This is a genomic window from Bradyrhizobium sp. BR 1432, from assembly GCF_051547705.1.
Classification (GTDB): domain Bacteria; phylum Pseudomonadota; class Alphaproteobacteria; order Rhizobiales; family Xanthobacteraceae; genus Bradyrhizobium; species Bradyrhizobium zhanjiangense.
Genome location: NZ_JBPUGF010000003.1, coordinates 1,427,641 through 1,451,648 on the forward strand (window position 1 = coordinate 1,427,641; position 24,008 = coordinate 1,451,648).

General features: G+C 65.6%; 21 protein-coding genes, 1 other RNA gene and 3 pseudogenes. 13 read left to right on the top strand and 12 right to left on the bottom strand.

Annotation, left to right across the window (positions count from 1 at the left end; translation table 11 throughout):
• Nucleotides 1-9 precede the first annotated feature (9 nt).
• Nucleotides 10-1,188: a succinyl-diaminopimelate desuccinylase gene (gene dapE, locus ACSKB8_RS06945; RefSeq protein WP_438103400.1), complete on the top strand. Its 1,179-nt coding sequence runs from the start codon at nt 10-12 to the stop codon at nt 1,186-1,188.
• A gap of 175 nt (nt 1,189-1,363) precedes the next feature.
• On the opposite strand, the gene truA is transcribed toward dapE, so the two are convergent.
• The 3 genes from truA to def all read right to left on the bottom strand — a co-directional run bounded on the left by truA (nt 1,364) and on the right by def (nt 3,875).
• Nucleotides 1,364-2,101, bottom strand: a complete 738-nt coding sequence (truA, locus tag ACSKB8_RS06950) for a tRNA pseudouridine(38-40) synthase TruA (RefSeq protein WP_438103401.1) — start codon at nt 2,099-2,101, stop codon at nt 1,364-1,366.
• Between the two features lie 118 nt (nt 2,102-2,219).
• On the bottom strand, nt 2,220-3,155 hold the full coding sequence (gene fmt / locus ACSKB8_RS06955) for a methionyl-tRNA formyltransferase (RefSeq protein ID WP_438103402.1): 936 nt from the start codon (nt 3,153-3,155) through the stop codon (nt 2,220-2,222).
• Nucleotides 3,156-3,347: 192 nt separating this feature from the next.
• The gene (gene def / locus ACSKB8_RS06960) at nt 3,348-3,875 is read right to left on the bottom strand and encodes a peptide deformylase (RefSeq protein WP_091887295.1); all 528 of its coding nucleotides are present in this window, start codon (nt 3,873-3,875) and stop codon (nt 3,348-3,350) included.
• A 171-nt stretch (nt 3,876-4,046) separates the two neighbouring features.
• Between def and ACSKB8_RS06965 the strand changes: the two genes are divergently transcribed.
• From ACSKB8_RS06965 to ACSKB8_RS06975, 3 genes are all read left to right on the top strand, one after another.
• Nucleotides 4,047-5,246 (top strand): DNA recombination protein RmuC, encoded by a 1,200-nt coding sequence (locus ACSKB8_RS06965; RefSeq protein WP_438103403.1) that lies wholly within the window; start codon nt 4,047-4,049, stop codon nt 5,244-5,246.
• A 133-nt stretch (nt 5,247-5,379) separates the two neighbouring features.
• Complete coding sequence (locus ACSKB8_RS06970; RefSeq protein ID WP_438103404.1) at nt 5,380-5,682, top strand: GIY-YIG nuclease family protein; 303 nt, start codon at nt 5,380-5,382, stop codon at nt 5,680-5,682.
• Between the two features lie 179 nt (nt 5,683-5,861).
• Nucleotides 5,862-7,289: an AmpG family muropeptide MFS transporter gene (locus ACSKB8_RS06975; protein ID WP_438103405.1), complete on the top strand. Its 1,428-nt coding sequence runs from the start codon at nt 5,862-5,864 to the stop codon at nt 7,287-7,289.
• 162 nt (nt 7,290-7,451) lie between these two features.
• Here the strand turns inward: ACSKB8_RS06975 and ACSKB8_RS06980 are convergent, their stop codons facing one another.
• From ACSKB8_RS06980 to ffs, 5 genes and pseudogenes are all read right to left on the bottom strand, one after another.
• Nucleotides 7,452-7,886: a hypothetical protein gene (locus ACSKB8_RS06980; RefSeq protein WP_438103406.1), complete on the bottom strand. Its 435-nt coding sequence runs from the start codon at nt 7,884-7,886 to the stop codon at nt 7,452-7,454.
• Between the two features lie 27 nt (nt 7,887-7,913).
• Nucleotides 7,914-8,514 (bottom strand): annotated as a pseudogene (recR, locus tag ACSKB8_RS06985) (recombination mediator RecR).
• 1 nt (nt 8,515) lies between these two features.
• Entirely contained in the window at nt 8,516-8,836 is a 321-nt protein-coding gene (locus ACSKB8_RS06990; RefSeq protein WP_061879603.1) for a YbaB/EbfC family nucleoid-associated protein, read from the bottom strand.
• Nucleotides 8,837-8,866: 30 nt separating this feature from the next.
• Nucleotides 8,867-10,710, bottom strand: a pseudogene (locus ACSKB8_RS06995) (DNA polymerase III subunit gamma/tau).
• A gap of 95 nt (nt 10,711-10,805) precedes the next feature.
• Nucleotides 10,806-10,902, bottom strand: an RNA gene (gene ffs, locus ACSKB8_RS07000) — signal recognition particle sRNA small type.
• Between the two features lie 185 nt (nt 10,903-11,087).
• On the opposite strand from ffs, the gene ACSKB8_RS07005 reads away from it, so the two are divergent.
• The 9 genes from ACSKB8_RS07005 (at nt 11,088) to ACSKB8_RS07045 (ending at nt 18,665) form a co-directional block, all read left to right on the top strand.
• Nucleotides 11,088-11,942, top strand: coding sequence for a transporter substrate-binding domain-containing protein (locus ACSKB8_RS07005; protein WP_130213186.1), 855 nt, complete (start codon nt 11,088-11,090; stop codon nt 11,940-11,942).
• 218 nt (nt 11,943-12,160) lie between these two features.
• On the top strand, nt 12,161-12,823 hold the full coding sequence (locus ACSKB8_RS07010) for an amino acid ABC transporter permease (protein WP_370990360.1): 663 nt from the start codon (nt 12,161-12,163) through the stop codon (nt 12,821-12,823).
• Nucleotides 12,820-13,626, top strand: coding sequence for an amino acid ABC transporter ATP-binding protein (locus tag ACSKB8_RS07015; protein ID WP_438103407.1), 807 nt, complete (start codon nt 12,820-12,822; stop codon nt 13,624-13,626). The genes ACSKB8_RS07010 and ACSKB8_RS07015 overlap by 4 nt, the downstream gene beginning before the upstream one ends.
• Complete coding sequence (locus ACSKB8_RS07020) at nt 13,626-14,381, top strand: SDR family NAD(P)-dependent oxidoreductase (RefSeq protein ID WP_438103408.1); 756 nt, start codon at nt 13,626-13,628, stop codon at nt 14,379-14,381. The genes ACSKB8_RS07015 and ACSKB8_RS07020 overlap by 1 nt, the downstream gene beginning before the upstream one ends.
• On the top strand, nt 14,378-15,505 hold the full coding sequence (locus tag ACSKB8_RS07025; RefSeq protein ID WP_438103409.1) for a muconate cycloisomerase family protein: 1,128 nt from the start codon (nt 14,378-14,380) through the stop codon (nt 15,503-15,505). Before ACSKB8_RS07020 ends, ACSKB8_RS07025 begins: the two co-directional genes overlap by 4 nt.
• Nucleotides 15,506-15,746: 241 nt before the next feature.
• Nucleotides 15,747-16,166, top strand: coding sequence for an HIT domain-containing protein (locus tag ACSKB8_RS07030; protein WP_438103410.1), 420 nt, complete (start codon nt 15,747-15,749; stop codon nt 16,164-16,166).
• Nucleotides 16,167-16,176: 10 nt separating this feature from the next.
• Entirely contained in the window at nt 16,177-17,121 is a 945-nt protein-coding gene (gene nudC / locus ACSKB8_RS07035; protein WP_438103411.1) for an NAD(+) diphosphatase, read from the top strand.
• Nucleotides 17,122-17,134: 13 nt separating this feature from the next.
• Nucleotides 17,135-18,088: a PfkB family carbohydrate kinase gene (locus ACSKB8_RS07040; RefSeq protein ID WP_438103412.1), complete on the top strand. Its 954-nt coding sequence runs from the start codon at nt 17,135-17,137 to the stop codon at nt 18,086-18,088.
• A gap of 67 nt (nt 18,089-18,155) precedes the next feature.
• A complete protein-coding gene (locus ACSKB8_RS07045; protein WP_008542650.1) occupies nt 18,156-18,665 on the top strand; it encodes an Lrp/AsnC family transcriptional regulator in 510 nt (169 codons plus the stop codon).
• Between the two features lie 164 nt (nt 18,666-18,829).
• Here the strand turns inward: ACSKB8_RS07045 and ACSKB8_RS07050 are convergent, their stop codons facing one another.
• The 4 genes and pseudogenes from ACSKB8_RS07050 to hrpB all read right to left on the bottom strand — a co-directional run bounded on the left by ACSKB8_RS07050 (nt 18,830) and on the right by hrpB (nt 23,939).
• A complete protein-coding gene (locus tag ACSKB8_RS07050; RefSeq protein WP_438103413.1) occupies nt 18,830-20,329 on the bottom strand; it encodes a phosphomannomutase/phosphoglucomutase in 1,500 nt (499 codons plus the stop codon).
• Between the two features lie 142 nt (nt 20,330-20,471).
• Nucleotides 20,472-20,768: a nucleotidyltransferase family protein gene (locus tag ACSKB8_RS07055; protein WP_438103414.1), complete on the bottom strand. Its 297-nt coding sequence runs from the start codon at nt 20,766-20,768 to the stop codon at nt 20,472-20,474.
• A 62-nt stretch (nt 20,769-20,830) separates the two neighbouring features.
• Nucleotides 20,831-21,343 (bottom strand): TIGR02281 family clan AA aspartic protease, encoded by a 513-nt coding sequence (locus ACSKB8_RS07060; RefSeq protein WP_438103415.1) that lies wholly within the window; start codon nt 21,341-21,343, stop codon nt 20,831-20,833.
• 159 nt (nt 21,344-21,502) lie between these two features.
• Nucleotides 21,503-23,939 (bottom strand): annotated as a pseudogene (hrpB, locus tag ACSKB8_RS07065) (ATP-dependent helicase HrpB).
• Nucleotides 23,940-24,008: the final 69 nt, after the last annotated feature.

Below are 24,008 nucleotides of genomic sequence, written 5' to 3' on the forward strand. Positions count from 1 at the left end.
CGGACGCGCATGACCGATGCTCTCTCCATTGCCCGCGATCTCATCCGCTGCCCCTCGGTAACCCCGGCCGATGCCGGTGCGCTCGGGGTGCTTGAAAAAGCCCTCAGCGCCGCCGGCTTCACCTGCCACCGCGTGACGTTCAGCGAGCCCGGCACCGCCGACGTCGACAATCTCTATGCGCGGATCGGCAGCGAGGGCCCGCACATCACCTTTGCCGGCCACACCGACGTGGTGCCGCCGGGCGACGAGAGCGCCTGGAGCGTCGGCGCATTCTCCGGCGAGGTGAAGGACGGCGTGCTGCACGGCCGCGGCGCGGTCGACATGAAGGGCGGCATCGCTTGCTCGGTCGCCGCGGTGCTGGAGCATCTCGCCGCCAATGGCGGCAAGCCGCGCGCCGACGGCCAAAAATCGGGCTCGGGTTCAATCTCCTTCCTGATCACCGGCGATGAGGAGGACGTCTCCATCAATGGCACCATCAAGCTGCTGAAATGGGCCGCCGAGCGCGGCGAAAAGTTCGACCATTGCGTGCTGGGCGAGCCCTCCGACGTCGAGACGCTCGGCGACACCATCAAGGTCGGCCGCCGTGGCTCACAATCGGGCACGCTCTATGTCGACGGCGTGCAGGGCCATGTCGCCTATCCGCATCGGGCGTCCAACCCGGTGCCTGATATCGCGCGGCTGATCGTAGCGATCTCCGACGAGCCGCTCGATCATGGCAGCGCCCAGTTCCAGGCCTCCAACCTCGAGTTCACCTCGGTCGACGTCGGCAACAAGGCCAGCAACGTCATCCCCGGCGAAGCCCGCGCGAAATTCAACATCCGCTACAACGACAACCACACCCAGGCGAGCCTGCGCGAATTGGTCGAGACGCGCCTCGCAAAAGCCTGCGGCAACCGCATCCGCGCCCGCATCATCTGGGAGCCCTCGAACTCCAACGTGTTCGTGACCAAGCCCGGCCCGTTCACCGATCTCGCGGTCTCCGCGATCGAGGAGGTGACGGGCCGCAAGCCGGAGCTGTCGACGAGCGGGGGTACGTCGGATGCGCGGTTCATCTCCAGCTATTGCCCGGTGATCGAGTTCGGCCTGGTCGGCCAGACCATGCACCAGATCGACGAGCGCGTGCCGGTGACGGATCTGGAGAAGCTGACCAAGGTGTATCGGGGGATTTTGGCGCGGTATTTTGGGTGAGGCGCTGGCGCCTTCCACTTCGCCCTCACCTGCCACTCCGCTGTCATCGCCCGCGAAGGCGGGCGATCCAGTATTCCACCGAAAGCAGTGATTGAACCGATAGGCCGCGGCGTACTGGATGCCCCGCCTTCGCGGGGCATGACACCGAGAGTGTGGCGCGCGCGCGCCTCACATCTCAATAATCCACCTTCACCAGATACAACCCTTCCGGTGGGGCGACGATGCCGCAGGCGGCACGGTTGCGGGCAGCTAAGGCTGCGGAGAGATCGTCCGCGGTCCAGCGTCCCTCGCCGACCCAGATCAGCGATCCCACCATCGAGCGCACCTGGCTGTGCAGGAACGAGCGCGCCGAGGTGAGAATCGTGATCTCGCGGCCATCGCGCGCGACGTCGAGCTGGTCGAGCGTCTTCTCCGGTGATTTGGCCTGGCACTCGGTATCGCGGAAGGTCGTGAAATCGTGCTTGCCGAGCAGGCGTTGTGCTGCCGCATGCATCGCGTCGGCATCGAGCCGTCGCGGCACGCGCCAGGCGTGGCCGACGTCGAGCGCGAGATTGGCGCGGGTGTTGATGATGCGGTAGCGGTAGTGGCGCTTGATGGCCGAGAAGCGCGCCTCGAAGGTCTCGGGGACGATCTCGGCCTCGAGCACCGCGACCGGATGCGGGCGCAGATGCGCGTTGAGCCCGTCGCGAAAACGATCCGGCGCAAATTGCTTCGCGATGTCGACATGCGCAACCTGGCCGAGCGCGTGCACGCCGGCATCGGTGCGGCCGGCGCCATGCACCCGCGCGTCCGCGCCGGTCATCGCCTTGACGGCAGCTTCCAGCGCGCCCTGCACCGAGGGCAGCGTCTCTTGCACCTGCCAGCCGCAGAACGGCGCGCCGTCATATTCGATGGTGAGCTTGTAGCGGGGCATCTCAATCCGGGTTGTGTCATCATCCGCGAAGGCGGACGATCCAGTACTCTGCGACGGCTCCGTTCGACCGAGACGCCTCGGCGTACTGGATACCCCCCTTTCGCGGGGTGTGACAGCGTCAGCTGAACTTCGAGCCCGCCTTCAGCGGCACGCCACGCAAAAAGTCAGCCGCCTGCATCCGGGCCTTGCCTTCGCGCTGGAGCTCGATGATGCGGATCGCACCCTCGCCGCAGGCGATGGTGAGGTGGTCGTCGAGCACCTCGCCGGGCGCAGCTGAGCCGTTCGCCAATTCACATCGCAGGATCTTGACGCGCGCATTCTCGCTGACGTCCGCGAGCTCGGCCCAGGCACCGGGGAACGGCGACAGGCCGTGGATGTGGCGCAGCACCGCGCGCGCGGGCCTGGTCCAGTCGATCCGCGCCTCGGCCTTGTCGATCTTGGCGGCATAGGTGACGCCGTCCTCGCTCTGCTTTTTGAGCTGGAGCCCGCCGCGTCCGAGCGCCGCCATGGCGCGCACCATCAGATCGGCACCGAGCCGGGAGAGGCGATCGTGCAGATCGAGCGCGGTCATATTGTCAGTGATCGCGAGCCGCTCGGCCATGGCGACGTCGCCGGTGTCGAGGCCGACATCCATCTTCATCACCATCACGCCGCTCTCGGCATCGCCTGCCATGATGGCGCGATTGATCGGCGCGGCGCCGCGCCAGCGCGGCAACAGCGAAGCGTGCAGATTGTAGCAGCCGAGCTTTGGCGCATCGAGGATGGCCTGCGGCAGGATCATGCCATAGGCGACGACGACCGCGGCATCGGCATCGAAGGCGCGAAATTCGTCGAGCGCTTCCGGTGTCTTCAATGTCTTCGGCGTCAGCACGGGAACACCGAGTTTTCGCGCAGCTTCTTCAACCGGCGTGGGCTGCAATTGCAGGCCGCGCCGCCCGCCCGGCTTCGGCGCGCGGGTGTAGACGGCCGCGATCTCGTGGCCATGCGCGACCAGCTCGAGCAGCGTCGGCACGGAGAAATCGGGCGTGCCCATGAAGATCAGGCGGAGGGGCATGGGACGAGACAATCCTCGGAAAGGAACAGAGTACTCGTCATGGCCGGGCTTGTCCCGGCCATCCACGTTCTTTCTCACTCGACGGACGAAGAACGTGGATGCCCGGCACCTTAGCTTGAAGACGCGCTTCGCGCTTTTGGGCTTGAAGACGCGCTTCGCGCTTTTGGCCGGGCATGACGGCGGGGGACGTGGTTACTCCCCCGCGCGCTTGGCGGCTTTCTCGAACTTCTTCATCACGCGGTCGCGCTTGAGCTTCGACAAATAGTCGACGAACAAGACGCCGTTGAGATGATCGATCTCGTGCTGGATGCAGGTGGCATAGAGGCCTTCGGCATCCTCCTCGTGCACCTTGCCGTCGAGGTCGGTGAAGCGCACACGCACCTTCGCGGGACGCTCGACCTCCTCGTAATATTCGGGGATCGACAGGCAGCCTTCCTCGTACACCGAAAGTTCCTCCGAGGAGGAGAGAATCTCCGGGTTGATGAAGACACGCGGCTCGTGCTTGGTCTCGCCGTTCTCGTCGCGCTTGGCGAGGTCCATGGTGATCAGCCGCAATGGCTGCGCGACCTGGATCGCCGCGAGGCCGATGCCGGGCGCGTCATACATGGTCTCGAACATGTCGTCGGCAAGCTTGCGGATCTCCGGCGTGACCTTCTCGATCGGCTTGGAGATCAGACGCAGCTGCTTGTCGGGCAGGATGATGATTTCTCTGAGGGCCATGGCGGCGATTTAAGCTGCGCGCCGGATGCGGTCAATCCGGCCAGGAACTTCGTTAACCCTCCGCTAACCATAAAACTTGAGCTTTCGTTAACCATAAAAATTAGTGGGTCGTTAACCACCGGCGTTCCCTCTTCGTTCGCGCATTCCGGCGAATCGGGTAGAAGGGGCTGCATGAACGAGATCATTGTCATGCTGGGCGACTGGCCGGTGCGCACGATCGATGCGCTGATCGGCTTCGGCGCCCTTGTCCTCATCCTGCTGGTAGTGATTGCGATCGTGATCGCGCGCTCCGGGCGGCGCGGCGCGGAACTCGCGATGGCGCATGCGATCCGGGCCGACGAGCTCGAGGAGCGCCTGAGCGAGGTGCTGCGGGCCCAGAGCGAGGCCTCGGGCCGGGTCGACGCCATGACCCAGGCGCTGGCCGGCCGCCAGGCCGAGATGGCGCGGGCGGTCAACGAGCGGCTGGATTCGGTGACACATCGCGTTGGCCAGTCCATGGAACATTCGACCCGCAACACCATGGAGAGCCTGCGCGCGCTGCATGAGCGGCTCGGCATCATCGACAGCGCGCACAAGAACCTCACCGACCTCACCACGCAGGTCACCACCTTGCGCGACGTGCTCGCCAACAAGCAGTCGCGCGGCGCCTTCGGCCAGGCGCGGATGGAAGCGATCGTCCAGGACGGTCTTCCAAAAGGGTCCTACGAGTTCCAGTTCACGCTCTCAACCGGCAAGCGGCCCGATTGCGTCGTGTTCCTGCCGGACCAGCGCCCGCTCTGCATCGATGCGAAATTTCCGCTGGAGGCAATGACCGCGCTGCACGACGCCCGCACCGACGAGGAGCGGCGCCTCGCCACGCAGCGGCTGCGCGGCGACGTGATGAAGCACGTCAGCGACATCGCCGAAAAATATCTCGTCACCGGCGAGACCCAGGAGATGGCGCTGATGTTCGTGCCGTCGGAATCGGTCTATGCCGAGATCCATGACGGCTTCGACGACGTGATCCAGAAGGCCTATCGCGCCCGCGTCGTGCTGGTGTCGCCCTCGCTGCTGATGCTCGCGATCCAAGTCATGCAGCAGATCATGAAGGACGCGCGCATGCGCGATGCCGCCGACCAGATCCGCACCGAGGTGATCAAGCTGGGCGACGACCTCGGCCGCCTGCGCGACCGCGTGCTGAAACTGCAAAAGCATTTTGCCGACGTCAACGAGGACGTGAGGCAGGTGCTGATCTCCGCCGACAAGATCGAGAAACGCGCCGGCCGAATCGAGGAGCTCGATTTCAGCAAGGCGGATGCGCCCGAAGGCCCACATTTGGTGGCCACCGGTGCGCCGGAGCTGTTTCCGAGGAAGCTCCAGGCGGGGGAGTGACTTGAGGCACACTGTCATGCCCCGCGCAGGCGGGGCATCCAGTACGCTGTGGCGGTGGTGATTGAGCCGAGAGGCCGGTGGTTACTGGATCGTCCGCCTTCGCGGACGATGACAGCGGAGGGGAAGGCGGCAGATGAGTGCACGCCACTACTACGTCTACATTCTCGCCAGCAAGATCGGCGGCACGCTCTATATCGGCGTGACGAATGACCTCGTCCGCCGCATCGCCGAGCACAAGTCTAAACTCATCGAGAGCTTCACAGAGAAATATGACGTCGCCCGGCTGGTCTACTTCGAACAGTTCGACGATCCCGAGAATGCGATCAAGCGGGAGAAGCGGCTCAAGAAGTGGAACAGGGCCTGGAAAATCCGACTGATCGAGCAGCAGAACCCAAATTGGGATGATCTTTATCCCGGGATAGCCGGGCCACCATGATGCCGTCATGCCCCGCGAAGGCGGGGCATCCAGTACGCCGCAGCGGGGGTGATTGAGCCGAGACGCTGGTGGATACTGGATCGTCCGCCTTCGCGGACGATGACACCGAGGGAAGCCGTGAGGGCTTCCGTCTAACCGGCTAGCAGAGTCTTTTCCCCAGAATCTGCTAACACCTTCCCATGACCGCACCCGACGCGACCTCCTCCGCCGGCGCTCCCGCTGCCTCCTGGCGTGACAGCCTTGCCGTGTACCTGCAGCCGCGGGTGCTGATCGTGCTGTTCCTCGGCTTCTCCTCGGGGCTGCCGCTGGCGCTGTCGGGCTCGACGTTGCTGGTGTGGATGCGTGAGGCCGGAGTCGATCTCGGAACGATCGGACTGTTCGCGCTGGTCGGCACGCCCTACACACTGAAATTTCTGTGGGCGCCGCTAGTGGACGCCCTGCATGTGCCGCTGTTCACCCGCGCCTTCGGGCGGCGGCGTGGCTGGCTCTTGTTCTCGCAGCTGCTGCTGATCATCGCCATCCTGCTGCTGGCGCTCACCGACCCCGCGCGCTCGCCGTTCTACGTCGCGCTCGGTGCGCTGCTGGTCGCGACCACGTCCTCGACCCAGGACATCGTGGTCGATGCCTTCCGCGTCGAGAGCCTGCCGGAGAGCGAGCAGGCCGCCGGCATGGCGTCCTATGTCGCCGCCTATCGCATCGGCATGCTGGTCTCGACCGCGGGCGCGCTGTTCATCGTCTCCGGCTTCGAGGGCACCGGCATTGCGCGGCAATCGGCCTGGATGTGGGGCTATGTGGTGATGGCGGCGATGGTGCTAATCGGAACGGTCACGGCGCTGGTCGCGACCGAGCCCGAGCAATCGATACGGGCAGAAGACGCTCTGGCGGACTACGAGCCGAATCCGAAGAAGAGATGGGTAAGGCTGCTGCTCCGCCTTATCAACTGGATCCTGCCTCGCGGCTTGCTGGAAACGCGAATCGCGAGAGCCGCCGTCAGTGCATTCGTCGACTTTCTTGATCGCAAGGATGCGCTCACAGCGCTGGCCTTCGTGGTGCTGTTCAAGTTCACCGATGCCTTCTCCGGCACGATGACCGCGCCGTTCGTGATCGACCTCGGCTTCTCGCGCAACGATTATGCTGCGATCGTGAAGGGCGTCGGGCTCGCCGCGACGCTGATCGGCGGCTTTGCCGGCGGTTTTGTCGCGCGGCGTTATTCGCTGGCGACCAGCCTCTGGATCGGTGGCGTGGTGCAGGCGCTCGCCAATCTTTCGTTCTCCTGGCTGGCGTTTGTCGGCACCAGCCAATGGGCGCTCGCCTTCGCCATCACGGCCGAGAACTTCACCAGCGCCATCGGCACCGTGATCTTCGTCGCCTATCTCTCCGCCCTGTGCAGGAACCCGCTGCACACGGCGACGCAATACGCGCTGCTCACCGCGCTTGCGGCGGTGGGACGAACGTATCTGTCATCAGGCGCCGGCTTCGTGGCGGATACGACCGGCTGGGCGCTGTTCTTCGTGATCTGCGTGCTGGTGGCGATCCCGAGCCTGGTGCTGCTGGCCTGGCTGCAGAAGCGCGGGCATTTCGAGACGCTGGGGCCGGTAAGGGTTTGACCGCTCGCCACGCCCGTGATGCCGTAGGGTGGGCAAAGCGAAGCGTGCCCACCAACCTTCAGCGCGATCGACGAAAGATGGTGGGCACGGCGCTTTGCGCCTTTGCCCACCCTACGGCAGCTTGCTCCTCGCAATGACGACGGAGGAGGCGTCGCCCGCCCCCTACTGCTTCTTGATCAAGCTCCACTTCGTGATCACGGCCTCGCTCATCTGGCCGGCATCGCTGGCGCAGGCGATCTCGTCGACCTTGACCGAGATCTCCTTGCCGACGAACGATTTCAACTGCGTCGCCTGCGCATCGCTGGAGGTGACGAGCTGGAAGGTTTCGGGGCCGGTCTCGAGATTGCACAGCCCGTTCGGCGGCGGCAGGCGGCGCGGCTCGGACGTGATCTGGTAGGTCGCGACACGCTTGCCGTTCTTGACGTCGCGCACCTTCATCGCATTCAGCTCGCCGGAGAGCACGTCGCCGGTGTTGATCGGCTTGCCGGGCTTGGACGGCGGCGGCGTCTCGTCGCCCTGCTGCGCGGAGATGGCCGGGCTCACCAGCATCGTCATCATCGCGAGCAAAGCCAATCGTGTGGCGAAAAGTTTCGTCATGTCGTCCGTTCCGTAAAGTCTGGATGGCTAGAACAGGGTGCGCTGCCGCATCGCAGCCGATAGCGTACCTTCATCGAGATAATCAAGCTCGCCGCCGACAGGAACCCCATGGGCGAGCCGCGTCACCTTCACATTGGCGTCCTGAAGCAGGTCGGTGATGTAGTGCGCGGTGGTCTGGCCGTCCACCGTCGCATTCAGTGCCAGGATGATCTCCTGCACCTGCGAATCATGCGCGCGCCACCAGCGCGTCGATGGTGAGGTCCTGCGGGCCAACGCCGTCGAGCGGCGACAATGTCGCGCCGAGCACATGATAGCGCCCCTGGGTGGCATTCGCGCGCTCCAGCGCCCAGAGATCGGCGACGTCGGCGACGACGACGATGATGGAGGGATCGCGCTTCGGATCGATGCAGACGGTGCAGGGATTTTGCGTGTCGATGTTGCCGCAGGTCTTGCACACCTCGACCTTGTCGAGCGCCACCTGCAATGCCGACGACAGCGGCATCATCAGCGCCTCGCGCTTCTTGATCAGATGCAGCGCCGCGCGTCGCGCCGAGCGCGGGCCAAGGCCCGGCAGCCGCGCGAGCAGCTGGACCAGCCGCTCGATTTCAGGACCTGCAACAGCGCCCATCTTACTGGCCGAACAGCCCCGGCGGCAGGCCGAGCCCGCCGGTGAGGGCCTGCATCTTCTCCTGCATCGCAGTCTCCGCCTTGCGGCGGGCATCACTGAGTGCGGTGACGAGCAGGTCTTCAAGCACCTCGCGCTCTTCCGCCTTCATCAGCGAGGGATCGATCTTGATGCCCTTCACGTCCATCTTCGCGGTCATGCGCACGGCGACGAGGCCGCCGCCGGAGATGCCTTCGACCTCGACGTTGGCGAGCTGGTCCTGCATCTCCTGCATCTTGGATTGCAGCTGCGCCGCCTGCTTCATCATGCCGAGAAAATCAGCCATGGGTGCGTGTCCTTGCAAACAAAGAATAGCTCAGAGATCGTCGTCGCCGTCGGAACCGTCGGGCGGATCGTCACTGCCATAGTCCGAGTTAATATTGGTTTCCGGCGTCTCGGGGCAAGCCTGCGGACCTCGACGACCTTCGCACCGGGGAAACGCGACAGCACCTCCTGCACGCGCGGGTCGGCCTCGGCGGTGCGCGCATGCTCCTGCTTTGCGGCCTGGTTCACCGAGCGCAGCGTCGGCTGGCCCTGCTCGTTGGAGACGATCACGGTCCAGCGGCGCCCGGTCCACAGCTCGAACTTCTTCGCGAGCTCGGAGATCATGGTCTTGGAGGCGTTGGGCTCGAGCGCGACTTCCAGCCGGCCTTCCTCGAAACGGACGAGGCGCATGTCGCCTTCGAGCGCGCCCTTGGTCAGGAGGTCGCGCTTCTGCCCCGCCAGCGCGACGAGCTGGGTGAAGCTGGTGACGCGCAGCACCGGCGCTGCGCCTTGCGGATCGGGCGCCGGCGCCGCCATCTGCGGCCGGGCAGCGCCACCGCCGAATGATGACGGCGAGGAGGTCGGCATGCGAACCGGGGCCGTGGAAGCAACCGGCGCCGAAGGCGCGCTGCGCGCGGCACTGGCGCCGCTCACGACCGGTGAGCCGCCGCCGTTCTGCTCCAGCATCCGGATCGCCTCGTCCGGCGTCGGCAGGTCGGCGACATAGGCGATGCGCACCAGCACCATTTCGGCGGCCGCGGCGGGACGCGTCGCGGCCTGCACCTCGGTGATGCCCTTGAGCAGCATCTGCCACATCCGCGACAGCACGCGCATGGAGATCTTCGAGGCGAAATCCTTCGCGCGGACCCGCTCGGTCTCGCCATAGGCGACGTTGTCGGCGGTCGCCGGCACGATCTTCACGCGGGTGACGAAATTGACGAACTCGGCGAGGTCCGAGAGCACGACGATCGGATCGGCGCCGACGTCGTACTGGTCGCGGAACTCTCTGAAGGCGGCGGCAATGTCGCCGCGCGTCAGCGAATCGAAGAGATCGATGACGCGGGTGCGATCAGCGAGGCCCAGCATCTGCCTGACGGCATCGGCCTTCACCTGCCCCGCCGCATGCGCGATCGCCTGGTCGAGCAGCGACAGCGAATCGCGCACCGAGCCTTCGGCGGCACGCGCGATGATGCCGAGCGCCTCCGGCTCGATCTCGACGCTTTCCTTGGCCGCGATGTTGGCGAGGTGCTTCATCAGCACGTCGGCCTCGACCCGGCGCAGGTCAAAGCGCTGGCAGCGCGACAGCACCGTGACTGGAACCTTGCGAATCTCCGTCGTGGCGAACACGAACTTGGCGTGCTCCGGCGGCTCCTCCAGCGTCTTCAGGAAGGCGTTGAACGCCGCCGTCGACAGCATGTGGACTTCGTCGATGATGTAGACCTTGTAGCGGGCGCTGGCAGGGGCATAACGCACGCTGTCATTGATCTGGCGGACGTCGTCGACGCCGGTATGCGACGCCGCGTCCATCTCCAGCACGTCCATGTGCCGGCTTTCCATGATCGCCTGGCAGTGCACCCCTAACGTCGGCATGTGGATGGTTGGGCCCTTCACCGAACCATCCGGCATCTCATAGTTGAGCGCCCGGGCGAGAATACGCGCAGTGGTGGTCTTGCCGACCCCGCGGACGCCAGTGAGGATCCAGGCCTGCGGAATTCGCCCGGTCTCGAACGCGTTGGAGACGGTGCGGACCACGGCCTCCTGGCCGATCAGATCATCGAAAGAGGAAGGGCGGTATTTGCGCGCCAGCACCCGGTACGGCGCGCCCGGCTCGGCGCCGAGTGCGAAGCCAGCCTGGCTGGCGCTGTCGGGATTGGGAGGGGCGCCAGCGTCGGTCATCGGTCGATCCGCAATGAAATCTCTCTCGGCCGGCTTTTGCGGAAAGGAGCGCGCCAGCGGGGAGGCCCGCCGGCGCAATTCGCTCGGAAAAACAGGTAGGAGACTGACGAGCGACCCGATCCAGACCTCGTTAGGGCTGCTTCCTTCCGGACCTGACCCGGTTGGCGAGTGGCTCGTCCACCGCCAATCTCCCGGTCCCTATTTGGGGCCAAAGGGAGCGGAAAGCAAGCGGGTATCGGCTTGGACCGGTTGAGTTTGCCCAGCATCCGGGCAATCCCCGATCTGCCCAGCCGATAGGCTGTGCTTTCGCTGCTGGGACCACCTTGCTAAGAACGCTTGGCGGAACTCCATCCCAACCAGAAAAGCGATTGATCCCAATGGTTACACGTCGTGATGTTGCATCGATTGTCGGACTTGGCGCCATTGGTGCGGCGGCTGCAGGGGCGCTGGCCTCCCCGGCGGTGGCCCAGGCGGCCGATCCGAACGAGTCGACCTTCGCCCGCATCCGCCGGACCAAGAAGATGCGGATCGGCGCGGTCGGCGGCGGCGCGCCCTACTACATGAAGGACCTCGCCTCCGGCCAGTGGAAGGGTTTTTACATCGACATTGCCAAGGGGCTCGCCGACGACATGGAGGCCGAGCTCGAGATCACCGAAACCACGTGGGGCAATTCGGTGCTCGATCTGCAGGCCAACAAGATCGACATCTTCTTCGGCCTCAACCCGACCCCGAAGCGCGCGCTGGTGGTGGACTTCTCGGTGCCGGTCTTCAACAACGCCTTCGCCATCCTCTGCAAGAAGGACTTCAAGCCGAAGAGCTGGGCCGAGCTGAACTCGCCCGACATCAAGATCGCGGTCGACCAGGGCTCCTCGCACGACCAGGTCGTCAGCCGCCTGACGCCGAAGGCGCAGATCACGCGGCTGAAGACCGCCGATGACGCCACCGCCGCACTCCAGACCGGCCGCGTCGACGCGCAGTGCCTGATCACCATGCTGTCGCTGACCGTACTGAAGAAGAACCCATCGCTCGGCCAGCTCGTGCTGCCGACGCCGATCTTCGCCACCACCTCGAATGCCGGCTTCCGCCGCGAGACCGACAAGACCTGGCGCGATTACGTCAACACCTGGATCGACTTCAACAAGGGCCTCGGCTTCATCCGCAACGCCATCATCACCAACATGGAGCTGGTGGGCGTGACGGAGGCGGACATTCCGCCGGGCGTGTCGCTGTAAGCGATGGGTTCAGGGCTGGCTCGCTCCGCGCACTCCGCTCTGCCCTCTCCCGCCTGCGGGAGAGGGTCGGGGTGAGGGTGTCTCCGCTAGGGAGACTCCCCAAGAGGATGGAGCCCTCACCCGGCGCTTCGCGCCGACCTCTCCCGCAAGCGGGAGAGGTGCAGCGAGCGCGCGGCTCGAACTTTCCAAGCCATTCCCCGACTGAGGCCCAAGCGAATATGTATCAGTGGGACTTCGGCATCCTCTGGGGCTATCGCTGGCTCTTCCTCAACGGGCTCGGCGTCACCGTCGGCTTCACCGTGGTCATCGTCGTCTGCGGGCTGCTGTTCGGCCTGCTTGGTGCGTTCGGCAGTCTGTCGCGCTTCAGGGCGCTGCGCCTTGCCGCACTCGCCTTCATCGAGGCGTTCCGCTGCACGCCGATCCTGGTGCAGCTGATCTGGTTCTATTACGCGCTGCCGATCCTCGCCGGCGTCGAGATGACGCCGATCACCGCCTCGGCGCTGGCGCTCTCGCTCTATGGCGGCTCGTTCTATTCCGAGATCATTCGCGGCGGTATCGTCTCGATCGACAGCGGCCAGTCCGAAGCCGGCGCCGCGCTCGGCATGACGCCGATCCAGACCATGCGCCGCATCGTGCTGCCGCAGGCGATCAAGCGCATGATCCCGGCGCTGATGAACCAGTCCATCATCCAGTTCAAGAACACCTCGCTGGTCTCGGTGCTGGCCGTGCCCGACCTCGTCTATCAGAGCCAGGTCGCGGCCCACGACAGCTACCGGCCGCTGGAAACCTACACCGCGGTCGCGGTCGCCTATGCGGCGATCCTGATTCCCCTGACCATCCTCGTCCGGCGCGGCGAGAAGCGACTGGCGGTCAGCGAATGAGCGAGACGTCCAAGAACACCTCGAAGATCGAGATCCGGGCCTTACGCAAGAGCTTCGGCAGCAACGAGGTCCTGAAGAACATCAATCTCGACGTCGCCAAGGGCGGCGTGGTCGCGCTGATCGGTCCGTCCGGCTCGGGCAAGTCGACGCTGCTCCGCTGCATCAATCTCCTTGTGGTGCCCAACGGTGGCAGCGTCCGCGTCGGAGACACGCGCTTTTCATTTGGCGACGGTTCGAGACTGCCCGACGTGAAGACGCTGGCAAGATTCCGCGCCACCACCGGCATGGTGTTCCAGCACTTTAATCTGTTCCCGCACATGACCACGCTCCAGAACGTAATGGAGGGGCCGGTCACGGTGCGGCGGATGACCAAGGCGGACGCCGAGAAGCTCGCGCGGGCGCAGCTCGCCAAGGTGGGGCTTGCCGAGAACGCCGACCAATATCCTGCGACGCTCTCCGGCGGGCAGAAGCAGCGCGTCGCGATTGCACGTGCGCTCGCGATGGAGCCTGATGTCATGCTGTTCGACGAGGCCACCTCGGCGCTCGATCCCGAGCTCGTCGGCGAGGTCTTGAACGTGATGCAGCGGCTGGCGTCGGAAGGCATGACCATGGTGATCGTGACCCACGAGATCGCCTTCGCGCGCGAAGTCGCCGACCGCCTCATCTTCATGCGCGACGGAATCGTCGTCGAGGAAGGCCCGGCACGGCAGGTCATCGACAACCCGCAGGAAGCCGCGACGCGCGCCTTCCTCAGCCATTTCCACCGCACCGGCGCACTGCCGCCGGCCAACGCGACACCATGATGCCTGATATCGAACGCGTCTATCTCGTCACCGGTGCCGCCAGCGGCATCGGCCGCGCCACCGCAAAGCTGCTCGCCGCGCCTGGTGTTGGGCTTCTGCTGCACACACGCGCGAACGCAGAAGGCCTCGACGCCACCGCAGCTGACGCCGAAGTGAAAGGCGCCGTGATGGCAAGATGCCTTGGCGATCTCGCTGAGGAGACCGCGGCCACCGATGCCGTCGCCGCCGCGCAAGCCGCCTTTGGCCGGCTCGACGGCTTGGTCCTGGTCGGCGGCCACGCCCGCCGGGGCAGCGCGATCGGCACGCCGGCGGACCAATTCCGGCAGGCGATGGACGAATCCGCGCTGGCGTTCACGCGAATGGTCGAGGCCGCGCTTCCGCAACTCCGTGCTGGGCGAGATGCGCGGATCGTCGCCGTGTCTTCCTTCGTCGCGCACGCGATCCGGCCCGAGTTCGCGCCCTTCGCCGCGACCGCCGCGAGCCGTTCCGCGCTCGAAGCGCTGGTGCGGCTGACTGCGATCGAGCTCGCGAAAGATGGCATCACTGTCAACGCGGTTGCGCCGGGCCTCATCGTCAAGGACAAGCCGAGTGAGAGCCGGCTGTCGCCCGAGCAGATCGCTGCGACCGAGGCGCTGATCCCGATGCGGCGCCGCGGGCAACCGGAGGAGGTCGCCGAGATCATCGCTTTCCTGGCGTCACCAAGGGCGTCTTACGTCACCGGCCAGATCTGGCACGTCAATGGAGGCCTGACATGACCGAAGCGACCATCGAACGTCTCAGGCTGTTCCTGATCGAGAGCCCGATCAAGATGGCGCGCCTCCAGGGCGTCGGCAACGTCAAGGGCACGGTGAAGCGCGTGCTGATCGAGCTCACCGCGAGCGACGGGGTGATCGGCTGGGGCGAGGCGGCGCCGTGGGAGGTGTTCACGGGAACGCCGGAAGCGGCGTTCTCAGCGCTCGACATTTACTTAAGGCCAATCGTGCTCGGCAAGCCGGTGCGCCGTATCCGCGCGCTGATGGCGGAGCTCGACCGTGCGCTGGTCGGACATGCCGAGGCCAAGGTCGCCATCGAGATGGCGCTGCTCGACATCGTCGGCAAGTCGTCCGGCTTGTCGGTCGCCGACCTCCTCGGCGGCCGGGTGCGCGACACGATTCCCCTTTCCTTCTCGATCGCCGATCCGGATTTCGCCGCCGATCTCGACCGCATGCGAAACATGGTTCCGGACGGCAATGTCATCTACAAGGTCAAGACCGGCGTGAAGCCGCATCGCGAGGACCTCGACCACCTCGAGGCGATCCGGAAAGAATTCGGCGATAACGTCGATTTGCGCGTCGACTACAACCAGGCCCTGGCGCCGTTCGGCGCCATCAAGATTTTGCGCGACGTCGAGCAATTTGCGCCGACCTTCATCGAGCAGCCGGTGCCGCGCAAATATCTGGACGTGATGGCGCAGCTCACTGCGGCGCTGGAAACGCCTGTGCTCGCCGACGAGAGTTGTTTCGATCGCCGCGACATGATGGAGGTGGTGCGCCGCGAGGCGGCCGATGCCGTCTCGATCAAGCTGATGAAGGCCGGCGGCCTGTTCGAGGCGCAGGCGATCATGGCAATCGCCGACATCGCCGGCCTGCCCGGCTATGGCGGCACGCTGTGGGAGGGCGGCATCGGGCTCGCCGCCGGCACGCAGCTGATCGCGGCGACGCCGGGCATCTCGCTCGGCTGCGAGTTCTACATGCCGCATCACGTGCTGACCGAGGACGTGCTGGAGGAGCGCATCGCCAACCGCGGCGGCCATGTCGTGGTGCCCGACGGCCCCGGCCTCGGGATTCGTGTGAGCGAGGCGTCGATCCGCGCCAATGCGCGCGTGCTGGCGGAGGCGTAACTCGCTGTCGTCCTGGCGAAAGCCAGGACCCATTACCCCAGGGAGCAGTTGTGGTCCGAGCTGGTCACCACAAATCTTCGCCAAACTACTTCCTGGGGTAATGGGTCCTGGATCTGCGCTTCGCTTGTCCAGGACGACGACCGTGCATGCGGCCCCTGCGGAGCCCGATCCTTCCCCTCGCTAACCGCGTATCGTATGGTCGCCCCCAACACGCCCGCCCCCCGGCTATCCGGAAAGACATATGCCCGAACCCGCCTGGTCGCTGCACTCCCGCCTGAAAGAGGACACCATCGACATCGGCGATTTGCCGCTGTCGAAGGTGCTGGTCATCAAGGACGCGCATTATCCCTGGCTGCTGCTGGTGCCGCGGCGGGTGGATGCGGTCGAGATCATCGATCTCGACGAGGTGCAGCAGGCGCAGTTGATGACCGAGATCTCCCGCGTCTCGCGCGCGCTGAAGGAGATCACCAAATGCGACAAGCTCAACATCGCCGCGCTCGGCAATCTCGTGCCGCAGCTTCACGTTCACGTCATCGCGCGCCGGACCAGTGACGCGGCCTGGCCGCGGCCGGTGTGGGGCGTGATGCCGCCGCTGGCGCACGACGCCACTGAAGTGCAGAATTTCATCAGCGCGCTCCGCCGCAAGATCTGGTTGGGTTGAAAGAATCATAATGTCAGCATTCGACTCGTTTCCGCTGGGACAGCCGGCCTTCGTCACCAACGTCCTCGACCGCGCCGCGCATCTGCGCCGCGACGACGAAAAGCTGTTCGCGATGGAGCAGAAACCGTCATCGCGCGCCTATGTCGTCTATCGCGACTCGCTGCTGGTGAAGCGCGAGGGCGATAGAGTGCGGGCGCTGCTGGGAATCGACGAGGCGCTGAAATGCGGCGCCAATCCCGGCACGGTCTTCTTGGGGCTGCGTGACGGCGCGGCGATGTTCGGCATGGGAATGTCGCAGGCGGCGGCCGAGAAACTGGTCGGCCGCGACGACTACACCGTGACCGAGCTGCGCGGCATGGCGATGCAGGGCGCGGTCCCACCGCAGGAGCTGTCCGCGATTGCGATGGCCAAGTCGATGGTGGGCTGGCATCAGCGCCACGGCTATTGCGCCAATTGCGGCGCACGCACCAGCATGAAGGAAGGCGGCTGGAAGCGCGACTGCCCCGCCTGCAAGGCCGAGCATTTTCCGCGCACCGATCCCGTCGTGATCATGCTGGTCGCCTCCGGCGACAAATGCCTGCTCGGCCGCCAGAAGCAGTTTCCGCCCGGCATGTATTCGTGCCTCGCCGGCTTCGTCGAGGCGGCCGAGACCATCGAGGACGCGGTGCACCGCGAGATCCTGGAGGAGTCCGGGATCCGCTGCACCGACGTGAAGTATTACATGACACAGCCCTGGCCCTATCCGTCGTCGTTGATGATCGGCTGCAGCGCGCGGGCGCTGAACGAGGACATCGTCGTCGATCGGATGGAGCTGGAAGACGCGCGCTGGTTCACGCGCGAGGAGGCTGCGCTGATGTTGACGCGGACGCATCCGGACGGGCTCGCCGGCCCGCATCCGTTTGCGATCGCCCATCATCTGCTTGGCCGCTGGGTGCACGATAAGAGCGGCGCTTGAGCTGAGAGCGCCGATGACCGCAGCGGGACTCGCGCGGCGCATCCTCTGCATCGGCATTCCCGTGCGAGACCTCACCTTTCGCGTCGAGGCCGTGCCCGAACGCGGCAGCAAGGCCAACGCGAGCCAGCTTGCGGAGATCTGCGGCGGCAACGCGCTCAATGCCGCGATCGCCATCGCCCGTCTCGGCGGCCGCGTCGCGTTCGCCGGACCGATGGGCGATGCCGGCGAGACGTCGAGCAGCTTCATCCTCGAACGGATGGCGCAGGAGGGCATCGAAACCACGCACATCGTGCGCATGCCGGGCCTGGCCACGCCGGTCTCGGCGATCATGATCGAGCCCTCCGGCGAGCGGACCCTCACGATCTATCGTGATCCCGCTTTGTGGAGCGTGAAGCTGGCGGACGCGGACGAATTGCTCGCCGATTGCCGTGCGGTCCTCGTCGAAAGCCGCTGCGCTTCGTTCGCGACCTCGCTCTGCACTGAGGCGCGCCGGCGCGGCATTCCCGTCATCGTCGGCGTCGACCGCGCGATGTCGTTGCAGGACGGCCTGCTCACGACAGCCTCGCATCTGCTGTTCGCCAGCGAACAGGCGCAGGAGACCGCCGGCGTCGCCGACGACGGCGAGGCCTTGAAACGCCTGGCCGGGCTGACGCCAGGCTTCCTCGCCGCCACCCGCGGCCCCCTCGGCACGATCTGGCTGAACGAGGTGGGCGAGTTGGAGGAGACGCCAGCCTTCCCGATCCAGGCGGTGGATACGCTCGGCGCCGGCGACGTCTTCCATGGCGCCTTCACACTTCGCCTCGCCGAGGGCAAGGGGGCGCGGCAGGCGCTGCGATTCGCCGCGGCCGCCGCAGCGCTGAAATGCTGCCGTCATGGTGGTGGCCTGGCCGCACCACAACGCGTTGAAGTTGAAGAGTTTTTGAGCGAGCAGCCGGCGGCGATGCCCGACCGGCCGCAAACATTATAGACTTGCTATAGAATGATTTTCTCTATATCAGGGAAATCTGCCCCTGAAATGGAACAAAGTTCTTCAAATGACCGACCTTGCCGTCCAGATCCCCGAGACCAGCCGCCGCCTCGATGCCATCGACCGCAAGATCCTGATGGTCCTCCAGGAGGATGCCTCCCTGTCCGTCGCCGAGATCGGCGATCGCGTCGGCCTGTCCTCGACCCCCTGCTGGAAGCGCATCCAGCGGCTGGAGGCCGATGGCGTGATCATCAAGCGCGTGGCCCTCGTCGACCAGAACAAGATCGGGCTCGGCATCTCCGTGTTCGTCTCGGTGGAGAGCTCCGACCATTCCGACGCCTGGCTGAAGCGGTTCGCCGAAGCCGTCAGCGCCATGCCGGAGGTGATGGAGTTCTATCGCATGGCCGGCGACGTCGACTACATGCTGCGCGTCGTGGTGGCGGACATGCAGGCCTATGACGTGTTCTACAAGAAGCTGATCAGCGCCGTGCCGCTGAAGAACGTCACCTCGCGCTTCGCGATGGAGAAGATCAAGTCGGTCACCGCGCTGCCGATCCCGGCGGTGGTGGCGGCTTAGCTCTTTCACCAAACGACAGCTGTCATCGCCCGGCTTGACCGGGCGATCCAGTAGTCCGTGACGCCTGCGATTGAATCGAGAAGCTGCGGCGTACTGGATGCCCCGGTCAAGCCGGGGCATGACAGCGGAGATTTACGGCGCGTGTTGTGCTCCTCTGACGCCCCTTAGATCTTCTGGTTGTACTCGCCGACTTCGGGATGGGTGCGCAGCACGCTGTTCACCATCTCGAACATGTCGTGCATGCGCTGCTCGGAGACCGGGCTCTCGACCACGACGACGAGCTCGGGCTTGTTGGAGGAGGCGCGCATCAGGCCCCAGCTGCCGTCTTCGACCGTGACGCGCACGCCGTTGACAGTGACGAGATCGCGGATCGACTGGCCGCCGATCTTGGCGCCCTTCGCCTGCAAGCCTTCGAAATGCTTCACCACCTTGTCGATGACGCCGTATTTGACCTCGTCGGCACAATGCGGCGACATGGTCGGCGACGACCAGGTCTTCGGCAGCGCGTTCTTCAGGTCGGCCATCGACTTGCCGGGCGCGCGGTCGAGCATGTCGCAGATCGCGATCGCCGAGACCAGGCCGTCGTCATAGCCGCGTCCGAACGGCTTGTTGAAGAAGAAGTGACCCGACTTCTCGAAGCCCGCCAGCGCGCCCATCTCGTTGGTGCGGCGCTTCATGTAGGAATGACCGGTCTTCCAATAGGCGACCTTCGCTCCCTGCTTCTGCAGCACGGGATCGGTGACGAACAGGCCGGTCGACTTTACATCGACGACGAACTGCGCCTTCTTGTGGATCGCCGACATGTCGCGCGCCAGCATCACGCCGACCTTGTCGGCAAAGATCTCCTCGCCGGTGTTGTCGACGACGCCGCAGCGGTCGCCGTCGCCGTCGAAGCCGAGGCCGACATCGGCGTTGTGATGCAGCACCGCATCGCGGATCGCGTGCAGCATCTCCATGTCCTCAGGGTTCGGATTGTATTTCGGGAAGGTGTGATCGAGCTCGGTGTCGAGCGGGATCACCTCGCAGCCGATCGCCTCCAGCACCTGCGGCGCGAACGCGCCGGCGGTGCCGTTGCCGCAGGCTGCGACGACCTTCAGCTTGCGCGTCAGCTTCGGACGAGAGGTGAGATCGGCGATGTAACGCGCCGGATAATTTTCGTGGAATTGATAGGAGCCGCCGGCCTTGTTCTTGAACTCGGCGCCCAGAACGATCTCCTTGAGCCGCGTCATCTCGTCGGGGCCGAAAGTCAGCGGGCGATTGGCGCCCATCTTCACGCCGGTCCAGCCATTGTCGTTGTGCGAGGCCGTGACCATGGCGACGCAGGGCACGTCGAGATCGAACTGTGCGAAATAGGCCATCGGTGTCACCGCAAGCCCGATGTCGTGCACCTTGCAGCCGGCGGCCATCAGGCCGGAGATCAGCGCGTATTTGATCGAGGCCGAATAGCCGCGGAAATCGTGGCCGGTGACGATCTCCTGTTTGACGCCGAGCTCGGCGATCAACGCACCCAGCCCCATGCCGAGCGCCTGCACACCCATCAGGTTGATTTCCTTCTGGAACAACCAGCGCGCGTCATACTCGCGAAACCCCGTCGGCTTCACCATCGGCTCGGATTCGAAGGCATAGGTGTTGGGCAACAATACGGATTTCGGCTTCGGGAACATTAAGATGGTCTCGTGAAAAGGGAGGCAGGATTTGCTGCAGCCTTAGCGAATGCCGGGCCGCAGCGGAAGGCGGGAATGAAGGCTTATGGCCGATAATTGCGGCAGTTTGGTAACGAAGGACGTGCCCGCGGAGAGGATGCGATCAGAAGGCATAGACAGCGTCGGCCGTTGCGGCGGGAGCGACGTATGATTTCAGACCGTCGCGGTTGACGACGTCAACGGGTTCATCAAAGAGCTTGGCAATATATTCCTTGAGCTCGACGTAATCGAACACCGTGATCCGGGCATCCGGATCGATCTCGACCATGATATCGACATCGCTGCCGGAATGATTTTCGCCCCTCGCCACGGAGCCGAACAACGCGGCGTGCAAAACGCCCCGCTCGCGCAGGGCAGGCTCGAACTGTCGCAGAATCGCTATCGCATCGGGGCCGTTCATGAATGGAATATAGCACTCCGCCTGCCCCGGCGGGAGGCCCTCCTCGGGCTGTTAAAGCGAACTTACTGCTCGAGCACCATCTGGCCGTTGGCGTATTCGAAGCGCTTGAGGCGAGACAGGAACGAGAGGCCGAGCAGGTTCTCCGCCAGCGCTGCGTCCGGCAGCACCATGGCATCGACGTCACGCACGATAAGGCCGCCGACCTCTAACATGGCGATGCGGGTGCGCGCGGCCTTGACGGTGCCGTTGGCGGTCGAGACGGTGGCGTTGTACTCGCTGCGCGAGGGACGCAGGCCAAAGCGTGCGGCCGAGGTCTCGTTCAGCGCAACGACGGAGGCGCCGGTGTCGACCATGAAGCCGATGCGCTGGCCCTCGATCCGGCCCTCGGTCTGGAAATGGCCGCGGCCGTCGCGGGAAATGGCCAGGCTGCGGCCGCCGGCGGGCGCGGTGGAGGCGACTGCCACCGCCGTGCGCGGCACCGAGGTGGCGGAGGCGGAGCTCATCTTGTCCGCCATCTGGGCCATAAAGGTGCCGAGGCCGATCATGACGGCCGCGAAGATCACTATGTTGCGCATCACACTACTTCCGAGCCGAAAGCTCGATTTCACCACGCGGCGCGCCCGTCCGCGAGCGAAGGCACGCCGGGGCGCGTGTCATTTTGACGAAAAGGATGAGCGGACGGTTAATGCGGTCGCTTGAACTTCTGCCCGCCTGCGGCAGGGGGAGAGGACCTCTTACGTCCCCCGCGGCTTCGCTCGCCGGGTCGGCAGCGCGCTGGCCGGATCGTCCGGCCAGGGATGGCGCGGATAACGGCCGCGCAGGTCAGAGCGTACCGCGCTGTAGCTGCCGCGCCAGAAGCCGGGGAGATCTCGCGTCACCTGCACCGGGCGCTGCGCCGGCGACAGCAATTCCAGCACCAGCGGCACCTTGCCGGCGGCGATCGAGGGATGGGTGTTGAGGCCGAACAACTCCTGCAGCCGCACCGCGATGGTTGGCCCCTGCTCGGCTTCGTAGTCGATCGCGAGCATGGTGCCGGTGGGCGCCTCGAAATGCGTCGGCGCCTCGCGGTCGAGGCGCGCACGCATCTCCCACGGCAGCAGCGCCATCAGCGCGTCGGAGAGATCGCCGGCGGAGATGTCCTTCAGCGCGATCTTGTCGTAGAGCGCGGGGACCAGCCAGTTGTCGCGGCGCGCGATCAGTCCGTCATCGGAGAGATCCGGCCAGCTGTCGCCCTCGGCCTTGCGCAGGAACATCACGCGGTCGCGCCATTGCTTGGCGGCCTTCGACCAGGGCAGCCGGTCGAGGCCCGCGGCGATCAGGCCATCCGCGAAGATGCGCGCGGTATCCTCTCGAGGGCGACACGGCAAGTGTCGCCTCGGAGAGCGTGATCGCATGGAGCGCGCGCTTGCGCCGCGCCCGCAGTGCCATGGCGCCACGATCGAAGGAGATCTCGTCGGCACTCTCGATATGCTCGGCGAAATGGCGCTCGATCTCGTCCTGCGTGATTTGCGCGGCGAGCAGGATGCGTCCGCTCGCCGCCGTTCCCGTCATTTCGCCGATCGCGATGTAGGGCGCGCGGGCAAGTGAAGAGGTCTGCTCGACGGAAGCGCCACGGCCACTGGCCAGCACGAAACCGCCATTGCCGCGGTTGCGCGCGACGCGATCCGGAAAGGCATAGGCGAGCATCAGGCCGGTGGAGAGATCCTCCTGCTGCCCCGCCGTCTCCGAGGCAGCCACCTGCGAGGCCCAGCGCCGCGCCAGGTCGCGCGCGCTCGCCGCGCGCGGCGAGCGATCGCGGCGGAACTGATCGCGCCGATGTTCGAGATCGACACTGTCGCCGCCGAGCCCACGCTCGGTGATGATCGCCGCGATCTCGGCCGCGGCCTCGCCGCTGCCTGCACGATGCGAATCCACGATCATGCGCGCCAGCCGCGGCGGCAGCGCCAGCGCGCGCAGGCTCTTGCCCTCCGCGGTGATGCGGCCGTCGCCATCGAGGGCGTTGAGCTCGGCAAGCAGGCTCTTGGCTTCCTTCCAGGCCGGCTGCGGCGGCGGATCGAGGAACGACAGCGCAGTGGGATCGGCGACGCCCCATTGCGCGAGATCGAGCACCAGCGACGACAGATCGGCGCTGAGGATTTCCGGCTGGGTGTAAGGCGTGAGCGACACCGTCTGTGGCTCGTCCCAGAGCCGGTAGCAGACACCAGGCTCGGTGCGGCCGGCGCGGCCGCGGCGCTGGTCCACCGCCGCGCGCGAGGCGCGCACGGTCTCGAGCCGGGTCAGCCCGATGTCGGGCTCGTAGCGCGGCACGCGGGCAAGACCGGAATCGACGACGATACGCACGCCTTCGATGGTGAGCGAGGTCTCGGCGATCGATGTCGCCAGCACCACCTTGCGTGTGCCCTTGGGCGCCGGCGCGATGGCGCGGTCCTGCACGGCGGCATCGAGCGCGCCGAACAGCGGCACGATCTCGATGGAAGCGTCGTGGACGCGTTCGCCGAGGAAGTTCTGGGTACGGCGGATCTCGGCGGCGCCGGGGAGGAACGCCAGCACCGAGCCGCTATCGGCGCGCAACGCCGATGCGATCGCATCCGCCATCTGCCGCTCCACCGGCGCATCCGCCTTGCGGCCGAGATAGCGCGTCTCGACCGGAAAGGCGCGGCCCTCGCTCTCGACGACGGGCGCCTCGCCGAGCAATCTTGCCACGCGCGCGCCATCGAGCGTGGCCGACATCACGAGGATGCGGAGATCCTCGCGCAGGCCGGTTTGCGCGTCGCGCGCCAGCGCCAACCCCATGTCGGCATCGAGCGAGCGCTCGTGGAATTCGTCGAACAGAACGGCAGCGATGCCGGAGAGTTCGGGATCGTCGAGGATCTGGCGGGTGAAAATGCCTTCGGTCACCACTTCGATGCGCGTCGCGCGCGAGATCTTGGAGCCGAAGCGGACGCGATAGCCGACGGTCTCGCCAGTACGCTCGCCGAGCGATTTTGCCATGCGATCGGCACTGGCGCGCGCCGCGATGCGGCGCGGCTCCAGCACGATGATCTTCTTACCCGTGGCCCAGGGCGCATCCAACAGCGCCAACGGCACCCGCGTGGTCTTGCCGGCGCCCGGCGGCGCCACCAGCACGGCCGCGTTGTGCGCTTCCAGCGTGCCCGACAAATCGTCGAGCACGGCATCGATTGGAAGGGGCGTGTCGAAGCTGCGGGCAAGAAATCATCCCGTCGTCATGCCCGGGCTTGT

What these genes read in the sequence shown, in the direction of transcription:
- dapE (WP_438103400.1), top strand. Translation starts at nt 10, where the DNA reads ATGACCGATGCTCTCTCCATTGCCCGCGATCTCATCCGCTGCCCCTCG.
- truA (WP_438103401.1), bottom strand. Translation starts at nt 2,101, where the DNA reads ATGCCCCGCTACAAGCTCACCATCGAATATGACGGCGCGCCGTTCTGC.
- fmt (WP_438103402.1), bottom strand. Translation starts at nt 3,155, where the DNA reads ATGCCCCTCCGCCTGATCTTCATGGGCACGCCCGATTTCTCCGTGCCG.
- def (WP_091887295.1), bottom strand. Translation starts at nt 3,875, where the DNA reads ATGGCCCTCAGAGAAATCATCATCCTGCCCGACAAGCAGCTGCGTCTG.
- ACSKB8_RS06965 (WP_438103403.1), top strand. Translation starts at nt 4,047, where the DNA reads ATGAACGAGATCATTGTCATGCTGGGCGACTGGCCGGTGCGCACGATC.
- ACSKB8_RS06970 (WP_438103404.1), top strand. Translation starts at nt 5,380, where the DNA reads ATGAGTGCACGCCACTACTACGTCTACATTCTCGCCAGCAAGATCGGC.
- ACSKB8_RS06975 (WP_438103405.1), top strand. Translation starts at nt 5,862, where the DNA reads ATGACCGCACCCGACGCGACCTCCTCCGCCGGCGCTCCCGCTGCCTCC.
- ACSKB8_RS06980 (WP_438103406.1), bottom strand. Translation starts at nt 7,886, where the DNA reads ATGACGAAACTTTTCGCCACACGATTGGCTTTGCTCGCGATGATGACG.
- ACSKB8_RS06990 (WP_061879603.1), bottom strand. Translation starts at nt 8,836, where the DNA reads ATGGCTGATTTTCTCGGCATGATGAAGCAGGCGGCGCAGCTGCAATCC.
- ACSKB8_RS07005 (WP_130213186.1), top strand. Translation starts at nt 11,088, where the DNA reads ATGGTTACACGTCGTGATGTTGCATCGATTGTCGGACTTGGCGCCATT.
- ACSKB8_RS07010 (WP_370990360.1), top strand. Translation starts at nt 12,161, where the DNA reads ATGTATCAGTGGGACTTCGGCATCCTCTGGGGCTATCGCTGGCTCTTC.
- ACSKB8_RS07015 (WP_438103407.1), top strand. Translation starts at nt 12,820, where the DNA reads ATGAGCGAGACGTCCAAGAACACCTCGAAGATCGAGATCCGGGCCTTA.
- ACSKB8_RS07020 (WP_438103408.1), top strand. Translation starts at nt 13,626, where the DNA reads ATGCCTGATATCGAACGCGTCTATCTCGTCACCGGTGCCGCCAGCGGC.
- ACSKB8_RS07025 (WP_438103409.1), top strand. Translation starts at nt 14,378, where the DNA reads ATGACCGAAGCGACCATCGAACGTCTCAGGCTGTTCCTGATCGAGAGC.
- ACSKB8_RS07030 (WP_438103410.1), top strand. Translation starts at nt 15,747, where the DNA reads ATGCCCGAACCCGCCTGGTCGCTGCACTCCCGCCTGAAAGAGGACACC.
- nudC (WP_438103411.1), top strand. Translation starts at nt 16,177, where the DNA reads ATGTCAGCATTCGACTCGTTTCCGCTGGGACAGCCGGCCTTCGTCACC.
- ACSKB8_RS07040 (WP_438103412.1), top strand. Translation starts at nt 17,135, where the DNA reads ATGACCGCAGCGGGACTCGCGCGGCGCATCCTCTGCATCGGCATTCCC.
- ACSKB8_RS07045 (WP_008542650.1), top strand. Translation starts at nt 18,156, where the DNA reads ATGACCGACCTTGCCGTCCAGATCCCCGAGACCAGCCGCCGCCTCGAT.
- ACSKB8_RS07050 (WP_438103413.1), bottom strand. Translation starts at nt 20,329, where the DNA reads ATGTTCCCGAAGCCGAAATCCGTATTGTTGCCCAACACCTATGCCTTC.
- ACSKB8_RS07055 (WP_438103414.1), bottom strand. Translation starts at nt 20,768, where the DNA reads ATGAACGGCCCCGATGCGATAGCGATTCTGCGACAGTTCGAGCCTGCC.
- ACSKB8_RS07060 (WP_438103415.1), bottom strand. Translation starts at nt 21,343, where the DNA reads ATGCGCAACATAGTGATCTTCGCGGCCGTCATGATCGGCCTCGGCACC.